Origin of the sequence: Bacillus sp. FSL K6-2819, assembly GCF_038008305.1 — a bacterium.
GTDB classification, from domain to species: domain Bacteria; phylum Bacillota; class Bacilli; order Bacillales; family Bacillaceae; genus Bacillus; species Bacillus amyloliquefaciens.
Genome location: NZ_JBBOYV010000001.1, coordinates 627289 through 647689 on the forward strand (window position 1 = coordinate 627289; position 20401 = coordinate 647689).

A 20401-nucleotide genomic window follows, 5' to 3' on the forward strand; every position below is an offset into this window, starting at 1 on the left:
CAGTAAATTGAACCAATGTGAAGTACATACAATAATGTTTTTATAAAATCGGAGTAAAACCAAGTTTCTGCTGCTGCCGTCATGTATAGTGTGACGGCATATGAAATTGAACCGCGGAGGAATGCTTTACATGAAAAATGTTTTTCTTATCGTGCAATGCGCGTTTTCTGTTTTTTGTTTTTTCTGCCTCGCCGCTGTGAATTGGTATCAGGGGAGTGAGTTTGTTTCTGATTCGTTTGATTGGAATTATACGGCTAAATTTTCAAAGCTTTTGAATAATACGGATACGATCACAAGTCCCGAACAGATATCGCAGCTGGATTTCTTTGTGTATTCTGCGAAGCATTATCCGTTAGTGAGCGGTTTGATGATCGGGCTGTTTATTTATTTTTTGTTTTCATTGTATTTGGTCATAAAGAATATCCGCCGGCACAAATGGGCTGAATGAGACTTTTTTCATATATTTATACATAAACTCATGAGAAAATGAAACTTTTTTGAAAAAAACCAGTATATATAACTGTGAACTTGTTACTATTTAATTTTGGGAGGAAAATGAAAAATGAGTATTTTAGGACGATTTAAAGACATTATGTCAAGCAATATTAATGCGTTGCTGGATAAAGCTGAGAACCCTGAAAAAATGGTTGATCAATATTTGCGGAATCTGAACAGTGATTTAGGAAAAGTGAAGGCGGAGACGGCTTCTGTCATGGCTGAGGAACAGCGGGCGAAAAGAGCGTTAACGGAATGCCAGGCTGAGGCCGAAAAGATGGAAAGCTACGCGATGAAAGCTTTACAGGCCGGAAATGAAGCTGATGCGCGGACATTTCTGGAAAGGAAAGCAGCCGTTGAATCAAGGCTGACTGAGCTGCAAACGGCTTATCAGCTTGCTTCTTCCAACGCGTCTCAAATGCGCAGCATGCATGACAAGCTTGTTGCCGATATCGGGGAGCTTGAGTCGCGGCGAAATGCCATTAAAGCGAAGTGGTCTGTGGCAAAAACACAGGAGAAAATGAACAAACTGGGATCCTCTGTTTCAAATGCGGGCCAATCGATGACAGCTTTCGATAGAATGGAAGACAAGGTCAACCGGGCGCTTGATCATGCCAATGCGATGGCGGAGCTGAATGCGTCTCCGAAAGACGATATTGACGAGCTGACGGCTAAATATGACAGCAATCAAAGCAGTGTCGATGATGAACTGGCGGCGCTCAAGCAGAAAATGCTTTTCAGTAAAGATCAATAGACAGCGGGCTGAGCTTTGTCCGATATAAAGAGAAAGTGAGAGAAACAGAATGATCATTTCTTATAAATGCCCGAACTGCGGCGATGATATGGTCTTTGACAGTTCATCTGGCAAGCTGACATGCCGCAGCTGCGGGCGGCAGGATCAAATAGAAAGCCTGCCTAAAGAGTATATTACGACCAGATTTTCTGAAAATGAGGCGAAGGAGTATCACTGTGAGAACTGCGGCGCGGTATTAATGACTGAGGCGGAGACGACTGCAACGATGTGCGGGTTTTGCGGAGGTGCGGCCGTTCTCGCCGATCGATTATCGGGAAATCTCGCGCCTTCCATGGTGATTCCTTTTACGATCAGCAAAGAAGAGGCCATGAGCGCTTTTAAAAAGTGGTGCAGAAACGGCCGCCTGACACCTAAGGGATTTATGAATGCCGATCGGGTGAAGAACATAACCGGTATGTACGTGCCGTTTTGGATGTTTGACTTAAACAGCAAGGTTCAGGTCAATGCCGTTTGTACGAGAGTGCATCACTATGATGATGGAGAATACCGGGTGACGGAGACCGAGTATTACAACGCGTACCGCGATATTAATCTTGATTATCTCAAAATTCCGGTCGACGCTTCAGAAAAAATGAATGATGAATTAATGGACAAACTGGAGCCTTATTCTTACAGTGAGCTGAAGGAGTTTAATACAGCCTATTTGGCGGGATATATAGCGGAAAAGTACAATTATACCGATGACGATCTCTTTCCGCGGGCGAAGGATAAAATCAGCCATTATATTGATTCTTATATCAGATCCACCTTCTCCGGCTATACGACGGCTGACATTACAGATGAAAAGATTCAGACGGATAAACTCAGCAGTTTTTACGTGCTTCTTCCGGTCTGGATGGTCAGCTATGATTATGAGCGGACTGAGCACATTTTTGCGATGAACGGGCAGACGGGCAAGGTTGTCGGCAAACCGCCGATCAGCGCCGGAAAAGTGGCCGCGTGGTTCGGCGGCATTACAGCCGGCACGTTTTTAGCATTAAGACTCGTCTCACTTATGATAGGGGGCGGTTTTTGATGAAAGTATCGATAAAAAAAGCGTGTCTCTTTTGCTTCGTCCTTTTTCTGATGCTGTCTTTTTCTTTACATACATCAGCGTCTGCCGCTGAACAGAAGCAATATGTTTATGACAATGCTCACTTATTAACGAAGGATGAAACTAAGAAACTCGAGGAATTGGCGGGGAAGCTGGGGGCAAAGCGCCATACCGATTTTATTATTCTTACCGCAAACGGAACGGGCGGTAAGGACATCGCGCAGTACGCCGGTGATTTTTATGACAGTCATTTTCACGGAAGCACGGCGATATTGACCATTGATATGAAAGATCGGGAAGTATTTATCTCCGGATACAAAAAGGCGGAGACGTATTTGAACAGCAGCCGGCTGAATACGATCAGGAATACGATTTCGTCAGACATTTCCGCAGGCCATTACGAAAAGGCGTTTGAGACTTATATTAAAATGTCCTACAAAGATATGGGGAAAAACCCTGAGAACAAGTCTGACAATCTGCTGCTCACGTGGTGGTTTCAGCTGATTATCGCCGCAGCCGCAGCCGGAATTGCCGTCACTGTGATGGTGTACAATTCCGGCGGCAGGGTCACCGTCACCGGCAGCACGTATATGGATCACGATACGTCTGAAGTGCTGGACCAGCACGACACATATATCCGGACGGACGTTACAAGAGAAAGAAAGCCTGACAAAGATAATGACAATGACGGCGGAGTCACGAGGGGCGGCACGTCTTACAGCGGAAGCAAAGGAAGTTTTTAAATTTTACGTAAAGGATTTGAGCATACATGGGTTTTTTCAGAAATCAGTTAGCGAATGTGGTGGAATGGGAAGAATTCAGAGACGACATGGTTTTCTATAAATGGAACAACCGTGAAATTAAAAAAGGCAGCCGTCTGATCATCCGGCCGGGACAGGATGCCATCTTTTTACACAACGGGAAGATTGAAGGGATCTTCCGTGATGACGGCGATTATGATATCGAGTCAGAAATCATTCCGTTTCTATCGACGTTAAAAGGGTTTAAGTTTGGCTTTAACAGCGGCATGCGGGCGGAAGTGCTGTTTGTGAATACGAAGGAGTTCACCGTGAAGTGGGGCACAAAAAACGCCATCAACATTCCGGCGGCGGGAATGCCGGGCGGTATGCCGATCCGCGCAAACGGTACATTTAACTTCAAGGTCATTGACTACATCGGATTGATTGATAAGATTGCGGGTGTCAAAGACAGCTATTTAGTAGAGGACATTAAAATCCGGATTACGTCTATTCTCGATCAGCTTTTGATGAAATGGATCACCAGAGAAGGAAAAGACATGTTCAATCTGCAGTCGAATTCATTTGAAATCGGAAAAGGGATTCAAGAAGATCTTGATATGCAGCTGATCGGAGACGGGATGTCGATTACGGGCTTCAATATCATGAGCTTTAACTATCCGCAGGAAGTTCAGGATATGATTACGAAGAACGCTTCTTACGGCATGGTGGGCGATGTGAATCGCTATCAGCAGATTTCCATGACGGACGGAATGTCATCCGGCAAAATGAGCGGAAGCGGCACAGCCTCCGATATGGCCGGCATGATGATGGGAATGAATATGGCAAATCAAATGATGAACCAAATGAATCAAAATCAGCAGAACCAGCCGCAGCAAAGTCAAAATCAGCAGAATCAGGGGACGGCACCGGCAAATGGCTCAGAAGGAGCGGCTAAGCCGAAATTCTGTCCGAACTGCGGAACGAAAACGGAAGGCGCGAATTTTTGCCCGAATTGCGGACAGAAGCTTGCCTGACGATATACGAAAAAGAGGCCTTTTGAGGCCTCTTTTTTTGTCATGATTTCATGGTTTGGACGATGAGGGATGTCAGCGCTTTTGATCCCTCAGGGATGAGATGTACGCCGTCGGGTGTAAAGTATTCAGGGTGCTGCAATGCTTTTGCATGCCAATCGACAAGGGTGACATTCTTGCGTGATTCGGCCTGCTGGCGCAATGACTCGTTTACCTTGCTTTCCCACTGCCGCGGCACACGCGTATTGACAAGATAGATATCAGCTTTTGAAAAGGAGCTGATCAGTGATTCAATCTGGCTGTTTGTGAAATAGCCGTTCGTCCCTAACTCGATGATGACCGCTTTGTTCGGCTGATTAAATGACGCGTATTCCGATGTGAGCTGGAGTGCTTGAGAGACTTGTCTTCCTACCTTTCCGTCGATGGTGACATGAGGGAGGGACTGTCGCAGGTATGACGCAATGTCGAGCATCACGGAGTCACCGATGGCCAGCACTTCTTTTTTTGGCTGTGTTTGTTTTGAATCAGCCGTTTTTTGAGATGATTGCTCTTTTTTGTCTTCGTTTTTCTTCGTATCTGATTTGCCTGTTGATTCTTTCTTGTTTTTGTCTGATGCGGCGTCTGTTTTTTCGCCGCCGTATTTTTTCTGGCTGTCATCTTCTTTTGCCGGTTTATCATGATCAGCCGTTTTGTGTGAAGAGGCGGCTGTTTCTTGCTGCCCGCTTTGCGCGTATGTCCATTGCGGCTGTTTTTTCTCCTCGGCTATTCCTGACAGCCCGCCCGCAAATACGAGGATGGCGGCAAGAATGAGGCCGAGCGACATTCTGCTGATGACAGAGGACGTCTTCCATTCCAGAAAGCGGTTCAAAAACACGCGGCGGAAAAAAGGCCTGAAGCCCGCAGTGCGGATCGGTTTCTCAATGAAATGATAAGAAAGTTCGGCAAGAATGAAAGTGGCGCCGATTCTGACGGCACAATGCCAATAAACCGGATTTCCGATTTCCTGCACGGGTGTGCTCAGCACGATAACCGGATAATGCCAAAGATAGATTCCGTATGATCTCGTTCCGATCCAGCGAAGCGGTTTCCATGAAAGGACATGTCCCAAAAAACTGCTCGGATGGCATATACATGCGACAAGGACCGCTGCGGTGATGCTGATCAAAAGCATGCCGCCCTTGTACAGGAAGGGTTCATATTCATCCGTGTAAAAGACGCATAGCAACAGCGCGGCAAAAGCGGCAAGCTCCGTCCCGTGAAGCAGGTGTTTCATGCTGCTCGGCAGCCGTTTGGAAGATAATCGTTTCATCGGCCACACTAAAGCTAAAGCGCAGCCGATAAGCAATTCAAATGATCGGGTGTCCGTCCCGTAATAAACGCGGCTCGGATCTCCGCCAGGGACATACATCATACTCATCACGACTGCTGAGCATAACGCGATGAATGTGACCGCTGCCGCAAGCCGGGCCCGTGTTTTACATATGTGCATTCCTGCAAGCAGCAGGAAAGGCCATATGATATAAAACTGTTCTTCAATCGCCAGCGACCAAAGGTTTTTTAATGGCGAAGGAGAGCCGAAGCTGTCGAAATAAGAAAGTTTATGAAAGATAAACCACCAGTTGCTTATGTAAAAAAGTGAGGAGACCGCATCTCCGCGTACGGTATGCAGGAGCTCGCTATTAAATAATACGACCCAAATGACTGTCGTGATAATCATGAGATAAGCCGCCGGCAGAAGCCGTCTGATCCGGCGCACCCAAAAATCACGCAAATCAAGGGTGATGTCATTGCCTTGGGCAGGCAATATAATAGATGTGATTAAATACCCCGATAAAACAAAAAAGATATCAACACCAATGAAACCGCCGTCGGCCCAATTAAAATTCAGGTGATATGCGATAACTGCGAGGACGGCAAAGGCGCGAAGTCCATCCAGTCCGGGAATATAGCGATGATTCAGTGACTTGTCTGACATGGTATTCCTCCAATAATGTGTGCGGAAATTCTCGCTGTTTTGCGGATGGTTATGGCAGATTTCTGTACAGTCTTCCATTTGTTCCGTTAGATAGACGCATTCGGAAGGGGATTTTGTTTCAGAAAAAATGAATGAAATGTTGTGATTTTCTTAAACTTTTCAGCCCTCGTCCGGCGTCTGTTATATGAAAGGGTTCCCCTGTGCAAGCGGCTGTTGCCGGGGAAAAAGAAAAAATCCATGATCTGCGGATATCATGGATTTTTTTCTTTCTTTATCTGATGTAGCGGTCTCCGACAAGCAGCTTTGAGATGACGGAGGTCGGTATTTTAAATTCTGTAACGCCCATATATCCGGGTGCTACTTCGTATTCATCAAATGAGATGAAAAGTTTGTGCTGATCTGTAATATAAAAATTCTGATCGGCATGAATGGATTTGAAAGGCTCCGTCATATCATCTTCCTCGACCCAATATATTTTATTCGGATCTTCTTTCATCTGTTTTTTCATTTGTTCTTTAATATTTTGGCTGATGACTTTAATATAACGGTCATCTTTGAATAAGCTCTTTAACGTAAGCACGGCCTCATTCTTTTTATCAATCGTGATATATCGGCTTTGGGTATAAGATGAAGCCTGGGTTTTTTCGATATCACGGCGGACTGAGATCAGATCCGATGTGTCAGTTACGGTTTCATAATCGCTGTAGATGCTGAGGTGGCCTTTTTTGCTTTTTGAGGTCGCCTTCATAAATTCCCGGTAGAGCTCTTTGCTTTCTTTCATATAATGCCGGTTGATGCTGTCTTCAAGTTCATGATTGGAAAGGCCGGACAGAGCAGGCGTTTTCACATCGATGCTTGATTGGTTCTTTTCTTCTTTCATCTCCACGAATGTGATGGCTTGGACGACTTTGCCGATGACGGGGATTTTAGACATGGCTTGTGCGGCATCCGGATTGATATTGACTACGGCGGTAAATAAGACGGCCGCAGCGACTGCCGCGGATGTCGGCCACATCACGATTCGTTTTTTCTTCGGTTTGTGCTGAAGGGCTTTTTCGACAATGCTGTCCAGTTCTTTAGGAATGGGCACACTTTTATACTCTTCTCTTAATTGTTCTAATCTTTTTTCCATTAAGAAAGATCCTCCTTCGTCAGCTGAATGCGCATGAGCTTCAGCCCCCTGTAAAGGCGTGTTTTGACGGTGTTGATGTTTTCCCCCGTAATGTCCGCGATCTCTTCTAATTTCAAGTCTTCAAAGAAACGCAGAATGATAATGGTTTTATATTGATGCGGCAGGTCGTCAAGCGCTTCATGAAGGTCCGTGTCTTTGTAGTGATCTTCCTTTCCGCGGCTTAAAAACTCGATCGTTTCATCGTCCATCACTTTAAGTTTTTTCTGTTTGCGGAGATAATCAATGGCCGTACGCACTAAAATTTTATAAAACCAGCTTTTTATCACATCGGGGTTTTTGACGGATTCGACTGATGTCAGCGCTTTTTGAATTGATTCCTGAACAATATCTAACGCGTCATCCTTGTTCTTTACATAACTGTATGCCAGGCGGTAAAAGTCTTCTTTGCGCTCAGTTATGCACGTCACAAGCGACGCTTTGGCTGTTTCGTTCTTCATTGCTTTAAAGGGCTCCTTTTTTAAAAATACGTATCATAGGCTGTTACCTATGGATAGACGGAACAGGGTGAAAAATAGTTTGCGCAGAGCGGATCATTTTTAAAAGGAAAAGGAAGGAAAGACGAAGGGACGAAAAAAAGAGCCTGAACGGCTCTTTTTGGATGTGTCTGTTTATTTTGCTGAACGGTTTAATTCGGTTTTACTAAGATTTTTACTTGGTTTTTCTCTTTGATTAAAGCGCCGAAGCCTTCTTCAATCAGATCGTCGAGCACGATTTTTTTCGTGACGAGCTTATCTGCTGAGAAGTAGCCCTCTTTCATCAGTGCGAGAACGGAAGGGAAGATGTCACGGTATCCGATAATGCCTTTTACGGTACGTTCTTTGATGACGATATCGTTCGGATGGATTTCCGCTCCTTTTTCCCAGATGCTGACGATAACCGTTTCACCGGCAATGCTTGTTGACTGGATCGCCTGGCGGAGAACGACAGGGACGCCTGTCACTTCATAAGAAACATCAACGCCGCCGTTTGTGCGTTTTGCGATTTCTTCAACGACATCATCCGTTTTTGACGGATCGATGATGATAGCGCCGAGTTCTTTCGCTTTTTCCTGACGTTCCGGTGAAAGTTCAACCGCGTAAATATCTGTGGCGCCGGCTGCTTTCAGGGCTTCAATCACAAGCAGCCCGATCGGTCCGCAGCCAAAAACGGCTGCCGTGTCGCCCGCTTTTAATTTGCTTTGACGGACGGCGTAAAGCGCTACCGCTGACGGCTCAACAAGCGCGCCCTGTTCATAAGAAAGCTCTTCAGGAAGCTTAAACAGCAATTCTTCGTCAACGGACACATATTCAGAAAATCCGCCGCCGCCTCCCGCTAAGCCTAAGAATCCCATTTGTTCATCAAGGTTATAGGCTCCCTGATGTCCGTGTGTGGCAAAAATCGGTTCCACGACGACACGGTCGCCGACACTGTAATTTTTGACGCCTTCGCCCACTTCAACGACTTCTCCTGAGAATTCGTGACCCATTGTGACAGGCGCCGTTTCTTTAGTTAACGGATGGGGTTCGCCGACCGGAATAAAGATCGGACCTCCCAGATATTCGTGAAGGTCGCTTCCGCAAATCCCGCACCATTTGACTTTAATTTTGACTTTTCCCGGTTCTGCTTTAGGTTCATCAATGTTTTCGATTCGAATGTCTTTTTGATTGTGCCATCTTGCCGCTTTCATTGATTATCACTCCTAGTCTGATGGAAACGAGTATAGGTACATGATCAATATGAACCACGGTTTAAAAGGAAAAAAAGTGCTTCCTAAAGCCTGATTTCTCAAAATATATCATATTACGCAACTATCAATAGGCCTTATAAAAAGTCCATATTGAATGCAGAAATACTCTAGGGATATTATAACGCTTATGAATTAAATTTTGTAGTATAATTTACCATGGGATTATATAGAATTGGAAATTGTGTCAATATTGTGTGCGTGTCTCCGTCGCGTTGTAATGAACATGTAAAGTGATTGAAATATTATAATCGTCTTCTTGGTGTATAATTTTGCCTAGAATAAAGAATCAGGGGGACGAAAGCTTGAAGAAGTTATTCTTAGCATTATTGATTTTAGCAGGAAGTACGCTGGGAGCGATCAGTTACTCTTCTGATGCAAGTGCTAAAAAAGTGAACGGAAATATTACATGGTATAATGGAGTCGGTAAAAAAGGATCTTCCGGTAAAAAACTGGGACATTGGGATTGCGCGACAAAATTAGGATTTGACGTTCCGAGAAACGGAACGAAAATCAGAGCTTATGCTAAAGCAAAACCGAAAAAGGTTATCACAGTATATAAAAATGATGTAGGCCGTCTGCCGAATGCCGTATTGGATGTCAGCCCGAAAGCGTTCAAAGCGCTCGGATATCCGTTAAGCAAAGGAAGAGTATCCGGACATTACAGCTATTAAAATAGACCATCAGAAAAAGCAAGGAGACTATTCTTGCTTTTTCTGATTGACGGAGAGATTGATAATGAATAAGAAACGATGGATCTGGATCCTCGCAGCCGCTGTTCTGGCGGCGGCGGTCATCGCGGCCGTTTTACTGATCAAAGGAAAAAGCGACGGAGGCGGAAAAGCCGTTGTCTCCGGCGGCCATGACAAGCTGCTTGTTTCCATTACAGACAAAGATCTGATGACGAAATATTACGAAGACGGCCGTATGCTGTACGAGGAAAAGCTTTCGGCATATCCGGCGTTTGCGCTGGATGACGCCCATCAGGTGCTCTATTATGTCGGTAATAATGATCAGAATGAGATGCGTCTGTATAAGCTTGATCTGAAGACGAAACAGAAGACGGTGCTTTATAAAGGATCGGCAAGCGCTGACAGTCTGTTTTTATCCAAGGATAAGACGCACATTTATTTCCGTCTCGGAAAAGCGGATGAAGATATTTTCCGTCTCGCGTCTTTTGATCTGAAAACGAAACGCTATCAAAACCTGTACCCTGCGGCGGATGAGAAAGACGACAGTGTGAGCGGCTTCTTTTATAACCGCAGCCAAAACGATTTTGCGCTGCTGCATTATTCCGTGAAAGAGGATTATAAAAAAACGGATGAGGCAAATGAGAAGGGGGTTGACCCTGAACCGACGAATATACGGTTTGCGGCAGGGGCGGGCGATCACCTTCAGGATCTGACAAACCTTGAACAGTTTATCAGCGACATCGCGATGTCACCGGACGGCAAAAATCTTGTCTTTACATCTTATACACAAAAAGGGACTGAACAAAAAGCGTCCATCCGTCTGATGAATGTCAAAACGAAAAAAGATGAAACGATTATCTCAAACGGGAAGGATTTCACTCCGCTGATTGATGCCCAGCCTCAGTTTTCTAAAGACGGCAGCATCATTTATTTCATGGCGGAAGCCAAAGGCGCTAAGCGTCTGAAGGATGAAACAGGACGGAACGCGAAGGTCAGGACCATTTATGCTTATCATTTGGATACGAAAAAATGTGAAAAAGTCTGGGAAAATGACAATGGCATTATCAACAGTTTTTCCGTTATCCAATCATGAAAAAAACACTCAGCGCCCGCTGGGTGTTTTTTAATGAACAAAGCTGGCTGCGGCTGAGGCGAGCCATTTGAAAAAACGGAGAATCGGAACGGCAAAATGGAGTGATTCGATGAATGACTGTGCGGCAAGGTTCATTTTCTGCTGTTTTGCCATTTCCTTGAGATCTTTCTGCTGCCGATCGTTTTTCATGTTCATTGCTCCTTTGCATCGTAAAAGGACATGATAACGCAAAGGCCTCTCATGAGACATGGAGGCCTTCTCTATGTTGAGACTCGTAAAAGGGAGGTCTAACTTGATGCCGTTTGACTGTTGTTTTGGAGATTCACCAACGAACGGACGCCGTCGATCATTTTACTGCCGCAAAGGGGGCAAGTCGGGGTATCACTGCCGGCAAAATTCTTTCTGCTCCAGCCGATACAGTCCTCTTTTGTGCATTCCCACGTACTGACATCTTCTTTAGGCAGCGGTTCCTGATTACGTTTGTTGTAGTAAGACATAAAGTCACTTCTTCCCTTATGAATTTTCGTGCACACCTTCATTGTCTCATACTTTTCCCTAATCTCCTAATTCCTTTTTCTATCCATATTTCCAATGAGGGTGCACCGTCTTCCTGTTATTACAGTATATGCAAATAAGCGGATCCTTATTTTTTCTTTTTGTATAAATAAAAAAGCCCCTTCTCAAAAAGGGGGATTACTGCTTTTCTGTGACGTCCATCGGTCTCATCATGTCATAATCTTCATGTTCTAAAATATGACAATGCCATACGTACCGTCCGCTGTAAGGCGCGAATGTCGCCGCGATTCTGATGACTTCTCCGGAGTGCGCCTGCACGGTGTCTTTCCAGCCTTTTTCACTTGGAGGCGGCGGGACGGCGGGGCCTGTATACACAATGTCGCCGAATTTGTTATAACGTTCTAAGTCAAAAGGACGCCGGTCAAGGACTTGGAAGGAAACCAAGTGCAGGTGTATCGGATGGGTTCCCCGCGTCGGGTTGATAATCGACCAGATTTCCGTTGAGCCGAGCCGCGGCGCTTCTGTCACGGGATCATGCCAGCGCTTGTTATTGAGTGTTAAAACCGGCCGGCCGTATTTGTCTTGCGTGTTTGTGAGTTTAAGCGTCCTGATATTGTGTATTCTTTTTGATGTCATATCAGGCATGGCTGACAGATATTTAGGCTTCCGGCTGGTGTCTTCTCCCTTCAGCGGTTTTGTGACGCGGAATTGCATCACATTGGCGTCGGTATCCGGATTGACGTCGCCCCCGCAGCCGGTGCCGTTCGTTAAAATAATATGTTCTCCGTCAAAAGCGGAGAAATCAATGAGCACATCATACCGCTCAGCCGGGGCTAAGCTGATGGACTGTGTCTTGACAGAACGGGGGAGCAGTCCGCCGTCAGAACCGATTTGAATAAACCGGCCGCCATTATTGAGCGAGAGGGAAAATGTTCTCGTATTTGAGGCGTTAAGGATACGGAAACGATATGTCCGCGGTTCGACTTCCATATACGGCCACGCTTTGCCGTTGACGAGAATGGTATTTCCGCAAAGGAATGGAACGATTGAAGGATTCGGCAGCGTTTCGGAAGGATTATCGGGCCCGCTCGGATAAAACAAGGAACCGTCGTCATTTAACGTGCGGTCCATAATCATAAGCGGTACGTCGTATTCTCCGGCGGGAAGCTTCAGCTGCTTTTCTTTTCGCTCGCGGATGATATACATGCCGGCAAGCCCGGCGTACACATTGAGCCTCGTAATTGCCATGGCGTGGTCGTGATACCATAATAGCGCCCCGCGCTGTTTGTTTGGATAGTGGTATACCTCTTTTTCAAAATAAGGCCCCTTCTCCTTGAAATCCCGTGTGAACCAGGCTTCCGGATAGCCGTCGCTGTCCGGCGGCGTTGCTCCTCCGTGTAAATGGACGACGGTTTTGACGTCGGGTTCCTGATGGCCGCCCTCTGAATGGTGAATGGTATGGTCCACAGGGAGAAAATGCTTATCCGGCAGGTCATTCATCCATTTAATATAGACGTTCTCATCTTGGTTCACGTCGATCGTCGGGCCGGGAAACAAACCGTTATAGCCCCACAGCCGGGTCGGCGGGAGATCACGGTGCAGCTTGTGAAAGCATTCCTTCATCGTGACTTCATAATACGTGCTGCCGTTTGATGTCTTCTGCGGCTTCAGTGTTTCGATAATCGGCAGTTCATCTGCAAATTTTTCAAGTGCCATTATTCATCCTGTCCTTATCATTTATTGAAATCCTGTACTACAGTTAATGCTGTCTGGAACAGGTTGGTTAAAAAAACACCCGCCCTTTTTTGAGGGCGGGTGTTTGCGGTTATTGCGCAACCCGGCTTGCGGAAGCGTTCTCTTTCGGTTTTTGTTTTTTGTGGAATACATATGAGGCAAGGACCACTAATGTAATAAATCCTGTCAGCAGAAATTCAGACCGCATTGAGCTGATAAACAGCATAGATAACAAGATGGCGCAAATAGCGATGATCGTCAGGTAGGTTAAGTATGGGTAGCACCACATTTTGATTTTAAGAGATTCAGGGTTTGTCCGTTCAATTCTCTTTCTCATTCTCAGGTGTGAGACTGCGATGACGAGATAGACGAGCAGTGCGATTGCCCCTGATGAATTGACCAGAAACAAAAATACGGAGTCAGGAGAAAAATAGTTCATCACAACGGCAATATAGGAGAAAAAGGTGCCGGCGACAATGGCTTGAACCGGTACGCCTCTTTTGCTCAGTTTCATAAACCGCCGCGGCGCTTCATTACGCTCTGCCAGTGAATACAGCATCCGTGATGTTGTATAAAGCCCGGAGTTCAGGCAGGACAGAACGGCTGTCAGGACGATGAAATTCATGAGCTGAGCGGCCGCGGGAACCCCGATATGGCCTAAAACGGCAACGAAGGGGCTTTCCAGAACATTGGCTGAATCCCACGGAAGCAGCGTGACCACAACCGTAATGGAGCCGACGTAAAAAATGATGATCCGCCAAACGACTGAGCGGGTCGCTTTTGTTACGGATTCGACCGGGTTTGACGTTTCTCCCGCTGCGATTGCGACGATTTCAGATCCCATGAAAGAAAAAATAACGACGACGATGCCGAGCAGAACGGAGCTTGGCCCTTTTGGGAGAAATCCGCCGTTGCCCGTCAGGTTTTCAAGTCCGACCGGTTTGCTGCCGGGGACGAGGCCGAAAATAAACGCAAAACCCGCGATTAAGAAGACAACGATAGTCGCCACCTTCACTAAGGAAAGCCAGTATTCAAATTCGCCGAACGATTTAACTGAATAAATATTCGTCAGTGTTAACAGCACGGTCAGAAGCAGACTCGTCAGCCATAACGGAATGCCGGGGAACCAGTACTGGATGATTCCGGCGCCCGCAATTGCTTCAATGGCAATGACGATGACCCAGAAAAACCAATACAGCCATCCGATGGTATAACCGGCCCACGGACCGATGGCGTCATGTGCGTACTGTGAAAACGAACCGCTTGTCGGGTTGACGGAGGACATTTCCCCCAGCATCCTCATAATAAAAATCACTAATAGTCCTGCTAATGCATAGGAGACAATTGCTCCAGGTCCGGTGGAATGAATGACGGATCCGCTTCCGACAAATAATCCGGCGCCGATCACGCCGGCAATTGAAATCATTGTCATATGCCGGGTTTTTAATCCCTTCGATAAAGAATTAGGCTGATTCATTCTTTGCCTCCTTTTAATTTGTTTATGCTGAATATTCCGACAAGTTTTATTTTATCATAAATACATATGACTTTTGAAAATGATGTAAGAAAATATGACATTTTTTCTCGTTCGTACAGCAGAAGGAAAAGAAATAATTTTCTGTGATTTATATGTTTTGATGGTATTGAAAATAATTCCATATAAGCAGAGCGGCAAGAAGCCTTGGTACGATTGGGATGACTGGGGTTTCGTGAATAAAAATAATTTGCCTGTATGCACAAATGTTCTATGATTACTATTTTTCTGTGGAAAGTGAATCATGTTTCTATAGACCCACTGTGCCTTCGCTTTGTATGATAATGAAGGAAAAAATGAACGGGAAGGAGGGTTTTCAGTGGAGAGATATCATGAATTGAAAAAAGGCGAAACCGGAGCGATTGTCAGTATTGCCGCATATGCAGTATTGTCGGCTGTGAAGCTTGTGATCGGCTATTTGTTTCACTCAGAGGCGCTTCAAGCCGACGGTTTAAACAACACGACTGATATCGTGGCATCTGCCGCTGTTTTCATCGGTTTGCGCATCTCTCAGAAACCTCCTGACGAAGATCATCCTTACGGCCACTTTCGGGCGGAGACCGTCGCGTCACTTATCGCTTCCATTATTATGATGCTTGTCGGAATGCAAGTGCTGTTCAGCGCCGCACAATCTATTTTTTCCGTAAAAGAGGAAACACCGGATATGATTGCTGCCTGGACGGCTGCGGGGAGCGCCGTCGTGATGCTGATTGTCTACCGCTATATAAAAGGGCTTGCCAAAAAGGTAAACAGCCAAGCCCTTTCAGCCGCGGCTGCTGATAATAAATCAGATGCGCTCGTCAGTATCGGCACGTTTATCGGAATTTTTGCTTCGCAGTTCCATTTGGCTTGGGTTGATACGGTCACGGCGTTTATCATCGGATTGATCATCTGCAAAACCGCGTGGGATATTTTCAAAGAATCCTCTCATTCGCTGACTGACGGTTTTGATGTCAAAAATATTTCTGATTATAAAAAGACGATCGAACAGATTGCGGGCGTCAGCCGTTTAAAAGATATTAAAGCGAGATATCTGGGCAGCTCCGTTCATATTGATGTCGTCATTGAAGTGCCGTCTGATATGAATATTAAAGAGAGTCATGATATCGCAAATGAGGTAGAACGAAAGATGAAAGATGAACATGCCATCGACCATTCACATGTTCATATGGAGCCTCTCCAGCTGAAATAAAGCTTCCTTTCTAAAGGGAGCTTTTTTCCTTTTGCGGACTGGAAACAATTCGCTGGAAACGTTTTTTTATACTGTTTATATTTTGTGGTAAAGTTAGGTTACGATAATTGAAATTTGAGAGATGACTAGGAGGAGAAGAATGGCTTATAAAGAAGAGCTGCATCCGCTGCTGGAGAAAGCCGTTGAGCATATTGAAAACATCATCATAGGAAAACGGGATATCGCCATACTCAGCTTGGCCGCCATTCTCGCAAAAGGGCATGTGCTGCTGGAAGACGTGCCGGGAGTCGGAAAAACGATGATGGTCCGCGCTTTGGCCAAGCTGATCGGAGCTGACTTTAAGAGGATTCAGTTCACTCCGGATCTTCTGCCGTCAGATGTGACGGGTGTCTCTATTTATAATACGAAAACGATGGAATTTGAATACCGCCCGGGACCGATTATGGGGAATATCGTGCTGGCCGACGAAATTAACAGAACCTCTCCGAAAACGCAGTCTTCTTTGCTTGAGGCGATGGAAGAGGGAAATGTCACGATTGACGGAAAGACAATGCGGCTGGCTGAGCCGTTTTTCGTCATGGCCACACAAAACCCGGTTGAATATGAAGGAACATATCCGCTTCCTGAAGCCCAGCTTGACCGGTTTTTATTTAAGCTGAAGATGGGCTATCCGACTGCCGAGGAGGAGCTTAAGGTTCTGTCTTTGCAGGAAGGGCGCAATCCGCTTGAAACAATTGAGCCCGTCATTTCTAAAGAACAATTTATCAGTCTTCAGCAAAAGCTGGAGCAGGTGCGGGTGGATGATGGCATTAAAGCCTATATCGTCGGCATCACTCAGCATACCCGCCGGCATCCGTCCGTACATTTGGGCGTAAGTCCGCGCGGTTCGATTTCATTAATGAAAGCCGCACAGGCATACGCGCTGCTTCATGATCGCGACTACGTCATTCCTGATGACGTCCAGTATTTGGCTCCGTATACGCTGCCTCACAGAATGATCTTAACGGCCGAGGCGAAATTTAATGATGTCACGCCGGAAGCTGTGATCGAAGACATCATGCAGACGGAAAAAGTTCCCGTTCAAAGGATGTCGGTCCGATAATGAGAAAGAAAGTGCATTGGCTGCTATACGGCTGGAAGCTGCTTATTTTGGCCGTATTGACGGCAGCGGTCTTTTCTTATGCCATGTTTCAGGGCGGATTTGTGAGCTGGTTTTTATTTTATGCGTTTTTGCCGTTTACCGTTTACGCCGGGCTGGTCGCTGTGTATCCGCTGCGGGCGTTTCGGGTGACGCGTGAGATTTCTTCTGCTCAATTAACCTCGGGTGACAGGCTGTCTGTCACCATCAGGCTGACGAGGCGCCTGCCGTTTCCGCTGACTTATATGGTCATTGAAGATGTGATGCCGGAAACGCTTGGCGAGAGGCGCTGTGCGAAACAGCTCGTGTTTCCGTGGTTTCAAAAAAAGCTGACGTTTCAATATGAGCTGCCGCAGGCTCCGCGCGGAGAGCATCGTTTACATACGATAAGAGTGCGGACCGGAGATGTTCTCGGGCTTTTGGACAAGACGGCCTCGTTTTCGGTAACGGATACGGTCTTAGTTTTCCCGGCGTACGGGTCTGTACATTATAAGACGCAGACCGTATCCGGAGAAGAGGGTGCGGGTGCCGGCGCGCCGTTTCAGACTCACCGCTCCGCAATGGCCGCGAGCGTCAGAAATTATCAGCCGGGCGACCGGTTTTCCGCACTCGACTGGAAAACATCGGCGCGGCGCAATGAGCTGATGACGAAGGAATTTGACCCCTTGCAGAGTATGAATATGGTTCTCCTTTTGGACTGCACGCCGTCCCCTTCGTTTGAAGCCGCGGTCTCAGCCTCGGCATCCCTGCTTTACACGGCGCTTGTGAAGGGCTCTCCCGCGGGGTTTATTTCATTGGGGAACGACCGGACTGTTTTTCCCGTCCGGGAGGGAGAGCAGCATTTCAGAAATGTGCTGCGTTATCTGGCTGCAGTTTCAGAATCGGAAGAAGCTGATGCCGGCGGACGCTTAAGAAAAGAGCTGGCAGATCCGCGTGTCCGCAAAGCTTTTATTGCCGTCGTGACGGGCAGCCTTACAGAAGAGCTTCTCAAACAGGCTGAGGCAGGACCTTTTGACATGACGGTGTTTTTGGCGAAAGAAACGAATGCCGTGCTTTCGGAAAAAGAACGGAATCTCGCTCTCATCTTCGCTCAGAAGAATATCAAGGTGCAAATGATCAGGGACAAACGGGTGTCCCATGTTGTTTAGAAAGAGAGGTGGCGCGCCATGCCGCATGACGAGAACCAGGGAAGCAGGCTGAGTCTGCTGCTGTTTTATTTTCTCGCTTTTTTATTGTTATGGGAATGGCTCAGGCCGCTGCACAATTTTACGGATACAAAACATACCGGTTTTTTCATCATTTTTATCGGTTTGGCATTTCTGCTGTCATTCTTCCGGATGAGGTGGTACGTCACCGTGCCGTCCTGCATTCTGTTTACGTTGATCAGTATTCATATGCTGTTTTATAAAGGTTCGGTTTTTCAGCCGGAATGGCTCGCTTCTTTTTTGCGGGACGTGATGCTGAATGCCCGGCACATCGGGACCGGAAGATGGAATGATATGAACCCGTCATTCCGCACATTGCTGTTTTTTGTGCTATTATGGCTGCTCGTATATTTACTGCATTACTGGGTGATCTATCAGCGGAAAATATTATTCTTTTTTATCATGACGGTGGCCTATATCACCGTGCTTGATACGTTTACTCCCTATGATGCCGCATACGCCGTCATCCGGATTGTCTTTATCGGCTTTTTGATGATGGGGCTTTTGAATATGGAGCGCATCCGCCTGACGGAACACATAGCGTTTAAAAAAAGGTTGATCATCAAATGGTTTCTGCCGCTGGCGCTGTTTATCTGCGCTTCCGTCCTATTCGGTCTGGCGGCTCCGAAATCAGATCCGAACTGGCCGGACCCCGTGCCGTTTCTGAAAAAAATAACAAATCACAAAGAGGTGCCCGCCGCTGAGAGCAAAATCGGCTACGGCAACCATGATGAAACATTAGGCGGGCCTTTTCAGCAGGACGATACGCCGGTTTTCACATGGAAGGGAAAAGAGCGGGCGTACTTCCGGGTGGAAACGAAGGATACATACACGGGAAAAGGCTGGGTGGAGACCGATCAGGGCATGTCCTATAAACTGAATGGCGGCAATGTGGAAGATATATGGTTTGACCGGAGTGTGCAGACGAGACGTTATACGGCGCAGGTGTCCATTGATGAGAATTATCTTTATAATCACGTCATGTATCCGATCGGCGTCTCCAATATTAAACCGAAGCACTCGATTCAGCTTGAAATGAACGGAAACACCGAGCAAATCACGCCGATCAGTGAACAAGTGGGCAGCATCCGCAATATGGGACGGTACACGGTGACTTTTCACGCGCCCGTCTTTAAACTGAATGACCTCAAAAAAGTGAAAGTGAAACGATACCGTGAGCAGAATCAATTCAATGACCGGTATCTGCAGCTTCCCGACAGCCTTCCGGAAAGAGTGAGACAGCTTGCCGACAGGCTGACGCGGGATCATCATAATATGTTCGATAAAGCGAAGGCGGTCGAGGATTATCTGGGATCTTCCGCATTTTCGTATGATACACAGGATGTCGCCGTTCCGGAGCACAACCAGGATTATGTGGATCAATTTTTGTTTGAAACGAAAAGAGGTTATTGTGATAACTTTTCTTCGGCAATGGCTGTGCTGCTGCGATCTGCGGGAATTCCCGCCCGCTGGGTGAAAGGCTATACATCCGGAGAATATAAAGGCGCGGGCGATCAAAACGGCCATCTTTATGAAGTCACAAACAACAATGCCCATTCGTGGGTAGAAGTATATTTTCCGGATCAGGGCTGGGTGACGTTTGAGCCGACGAAAGGCTTCACCAATCCGACGGAGTTTACGTCAGAGCAGAATCATACAGCGGGAAAAGATGGCGGAAGCTCAGCGGGGAATTCGGATACACCGTCTGACAAGCAGCGCCAGGAAACAAAGCCCGAAAAAAAAGAAACGCCGAAAAAGCGGGAGCACAGTGCGGCTCCGCATCCTGTGATGCACAATAAAACCGCGGCACAGCTGTGGCCGTATGCAGCTATCATCATCGTGATTTCAGCCGCGGCCGCGCTCGTCTGGGTGCTGCGGGCGCGCTGGATTCCGCATGTTGCAGCAGCCAGATTGAAGCGGCGCACGGATGAAGACGTCTTTTTCGACGCATATGCCGCGCTGCTCCGCCAGCTGAAACGAAAAGGGTTCAGCAGGGGAGACGGAGAAACGCTCCGTGATTTTGCCGCGAGGATTGATGAGGCGTACCATACAGACGACATGTCCGAGCTGACGCTGCGCTATGAGCGTGCTTTATACCGCAGCGATAATGCCGCAGAGCTTTGGAATGAATCGGTACAGTTGTGGGAAAATATAATTAAAACAAGATAGTCTTGACCGCATATCGTCCTGTTGTTAGAATAAATGAATGTTAAATGGGAGCCCGGGAGCGTTAAAAAGCCGGGCTTCCGGACAAGTCTTGCGCGACAGAGGGCTGAACGTGTGTCCTCCGTTTT

19 protein-coding genes are annotated in these 20401 nt (G+C 46.7%); 11 read left to right on the plus strand and 8 right to left on the minus strand.

Going from position 1 to position 20401, the window contains the following annotated elements:
• Positions 1–130 precede the first annotated feature (130 nt).
• From MHH91_RS03380 to MHH91_RS03400, 5 genes are all read left to right on the plus strand, one after another.
• Positions 131–448 (plus strand): DUF4306 domain-containing protein, encoded by a 318-nt coding sequence (locus MHH91_RS03380; RefSeq protein ID WP_014469840.1) that lies wholly within the window; start codon positions 131–133, stop codon positions 446–448.
• A 114-nt stretch (positions 449–562) separates the two neighbouring features.
• Positions 563–1249 carry a PspA/IM30 family protein gene (locus MHH91_RS03385; RefSeq protein ID WP_013351251.1) on the plus strand — a complete coding sequence of 229 codons (687 nt, stop codon included), beginning with the start codon at positions 563–565 and terminating at the stop codon, positions 1247–1249.
• A gap of 49 nt (positions 1250–1298) precedes the next feature.
• Positions 1299–2324: a TFIIB-type zinc ribbon-containing protein gene (locus tag MHH91_RS03390; protein ID WP_013351252.1), complete on the plus strand. Its 1026-nt coding sequence runs from the start codon at positions 1299–1301 to the stop codon at positions 2322–2324.
• Positions 2324–3085, plus strand: coding sequence for a TPM domain-containing protein (locus MHH91_RS03395; RefSeq protein WP_013351253.1), 762 nt, complete (start codon positions 2324–2326; stop codon positions 3083–3085). The genes MHH91_RS03390 and MHH91_RS03395 overlap by 1 nt, the downstream gene beginning before the upstream one ends.
• A gap of 26 nt (positions 3086–3111) precedes the next feature.
• Positions 3112–4116 carry an SPFH domain-containing protein gene (locus MHH91_RS03400; RefSeq protein WP_013351254.1) on the plus strand — a complete coding sequence of 335 codons (1005 nt, stop codon included), beginning with the start codon at positions 3112–3114 and terminating at the stop codon, positions 4114–4116.
• A gap of 40 nt (positions 4117–4156) precedes the next feature.
• On the opposite strand, the gene MHH91_RS03405 is transcribed toward MHH91_RS03400, so the two are convergent.
• The 4 genes from MHH91_RS03405 to MHH91_RS03420 all read right to left on the minus strand — a co-directional run bounded on the left by MHH91_RS03405 (position 4157) and on the right by MHH91_RS03420 (position 8946).
• Positions 4157–6088 (minus strand): acyltransferase family protein, encoded by a 1932-nt coding sequence (locus MHH91_RS03405; RefSeq protein ID WP_014469841.1) that lies wholly within the window; start codon positions 6086–6088, stop codon positions 4157–4159.
• A 271-nt stretch (positions 6089–6359) separates the two neighbouring features.
• Positions 6360–7220, minus strand: a complete 861-nt coding sequence (gene rsiV, locus MHH91_RS03410) for an anti-sigma-V factor RsiV (protein WP_013351256.1) — start codon at positions 7218–7220, stop codon at positions 6360–6362.
• Entirely contained in the window at positions 7220–7717 is a 498-nt protein-coding gene (locus MHH91_RS03415; protein ID WP_013351257.1) for an RNA polymerase sigma factor, read from the minus strand. Before MHH91_RS03415 ends, rsiV begins: the two co-directional genes overlap by 1 nt.
• 188 nt (positions 7718–7905) lie before the next feature.
• Positions 7906–8946: a 2,3-butanediol dehydrogenase gene (locus tag MHH91_RS03420; protein WP_013351258.1), complete on the minus strand. Its 1041-nt coding sequence runs from the start codon at positions 8944–8946 to the stop codon at positions 7906–7908.
• Positions 8947–9308: 362 nt separating this feature from the next.
• On the opposite strand from MHH91_RS03420, the gene MHH91_RS03425 reads away from it, so the two are divergent.
• Entirely contained in the window at positions 9309–9677 is a 369-nt protein-coding gene (locus tag MHH91_RS03425; RefSeq protein WP_007408877.1) for an RlpA-like double-psi beta-barrel domain-containing protein, read from the plus strand.
• Positions 9678–9741: 64 nt separating this feature from the next.
• On the plus strand, positions 9742–10788 hold the full coding sequence (locus tag MHH91_RS03430; RefSeq protein ID WP_013351259.1) for a TolB family protein: 1047 nt from the start codon (positions 9742–9744) through the stop codon (positions 10786–10788).
• 30 nt (positions 10789–10818) lie between these two features.
• Here MHH91_RS03430 and MHH91_RS03435 read toward each other — a convergent pair whose 3' ends face one another.
• From MHH91_RS03435 to gabP, 4 genes are all read right to left on the minus strand, one after another.
• Positions 10819–10977, minus strand: a complete 159-nt coding sequence (locus MHH91_RS03435) for a hypothetical protein (RefSeq protein WP_014469842.1) — start codon at positions 10975–10977, stop codon at positions 10819–10821.
• 98 nt (positions 10978–11075) lie between these two features.
• Positions 11076–11285, minus strand: coding sequence for a cold-shock protein (locus tag MHH91_RS03440; RefSeq protein WP_013351261.1), 210 nt, complete (start codon positions 11283–11285; stop codon positions 11076–11078).
• A 196-nt stretch (positions 11286–11481) separates the two neighbouring features.
• A complete protein-coding gene (cotA, locus tag MHH91_RS03445; protein ID WP_013351262.1) occupies positions 11482–13020 on the minus strand; it encodes an outer spore coat copper-dependent laccase CotA in 1539 nt (512 codons plus the stop codon).
• 109 nt (positions 13021–13129) lie between these two features.
• Positions 13130–14515: a GABA permease gene (gene gabP / locus MHH91_RS03450; protein ID WP_013351263.1), complete on the minus strand. Its 1386-nt coding sequence runs from the start codon at positions 14513–14515 to the stop codon at positions 13130–13132.
• 376 nt (positions 14516–14891) lie between these two features.
• Between gabP and MHH91_RS03455 the strand changes: the two genes are divergently transcribed.
• The 4 genes from MHH91_RS03455 to MHH91_RS03470 all read left to right on the plus strand — a co-directional run bounded on the left by MHH91_RS03455 (position 14892) and on the right by MHH91_RS03470 (position 20276).
• A complete protein-coding gene (locus MHH91_RS03455) occupies positions 14892–15764 on the plus strand; it encodes a cation diffusion facilitator family transporter (RefSeq protein WP_014469844.1) in 873 nt (290 codons plus the stop codon).
• 139 nt (positions 15765–15903) lie between these two features.
• On the plus strand, positions 15904–16866 hold the full coding sequence (locus MHH91_RS03460) for an AAA family ATPase (protein WP_013351265.1): 963 nt from the start codon (positions 15904–15906) through the stop codon (positions 16864–16866).
• Positions 16866–18050, plus strand: coding sequence for a DUF58 domain-containing protein (locus MHH91_RS03465; protein ID WP_013351266.1), 1185 nt, complete (start codon positions 16866–16868; stop codon positions 18048–18050). The genes MHH91_RS03460 and MHH91_RS03465 overlap by 1 nt, the downstream gene beginning before the upstream one ends.
• Positions 18051–18068: 18 nt before the next feature.
• Positions 18069–20276: a DUF4129 domain-containing transglutaminase family protein gene (locus MHH91_RS03470; protein ID WP_013351267.1), complete on the plus strand. Its 2208-nt coding sequence runs from the start codon at positions 18069–18071 to the stop codon at positions 20274–20276.
• The last annotated feature ends 125 nt before the right edge of the window (positions 20277–20401 follow it).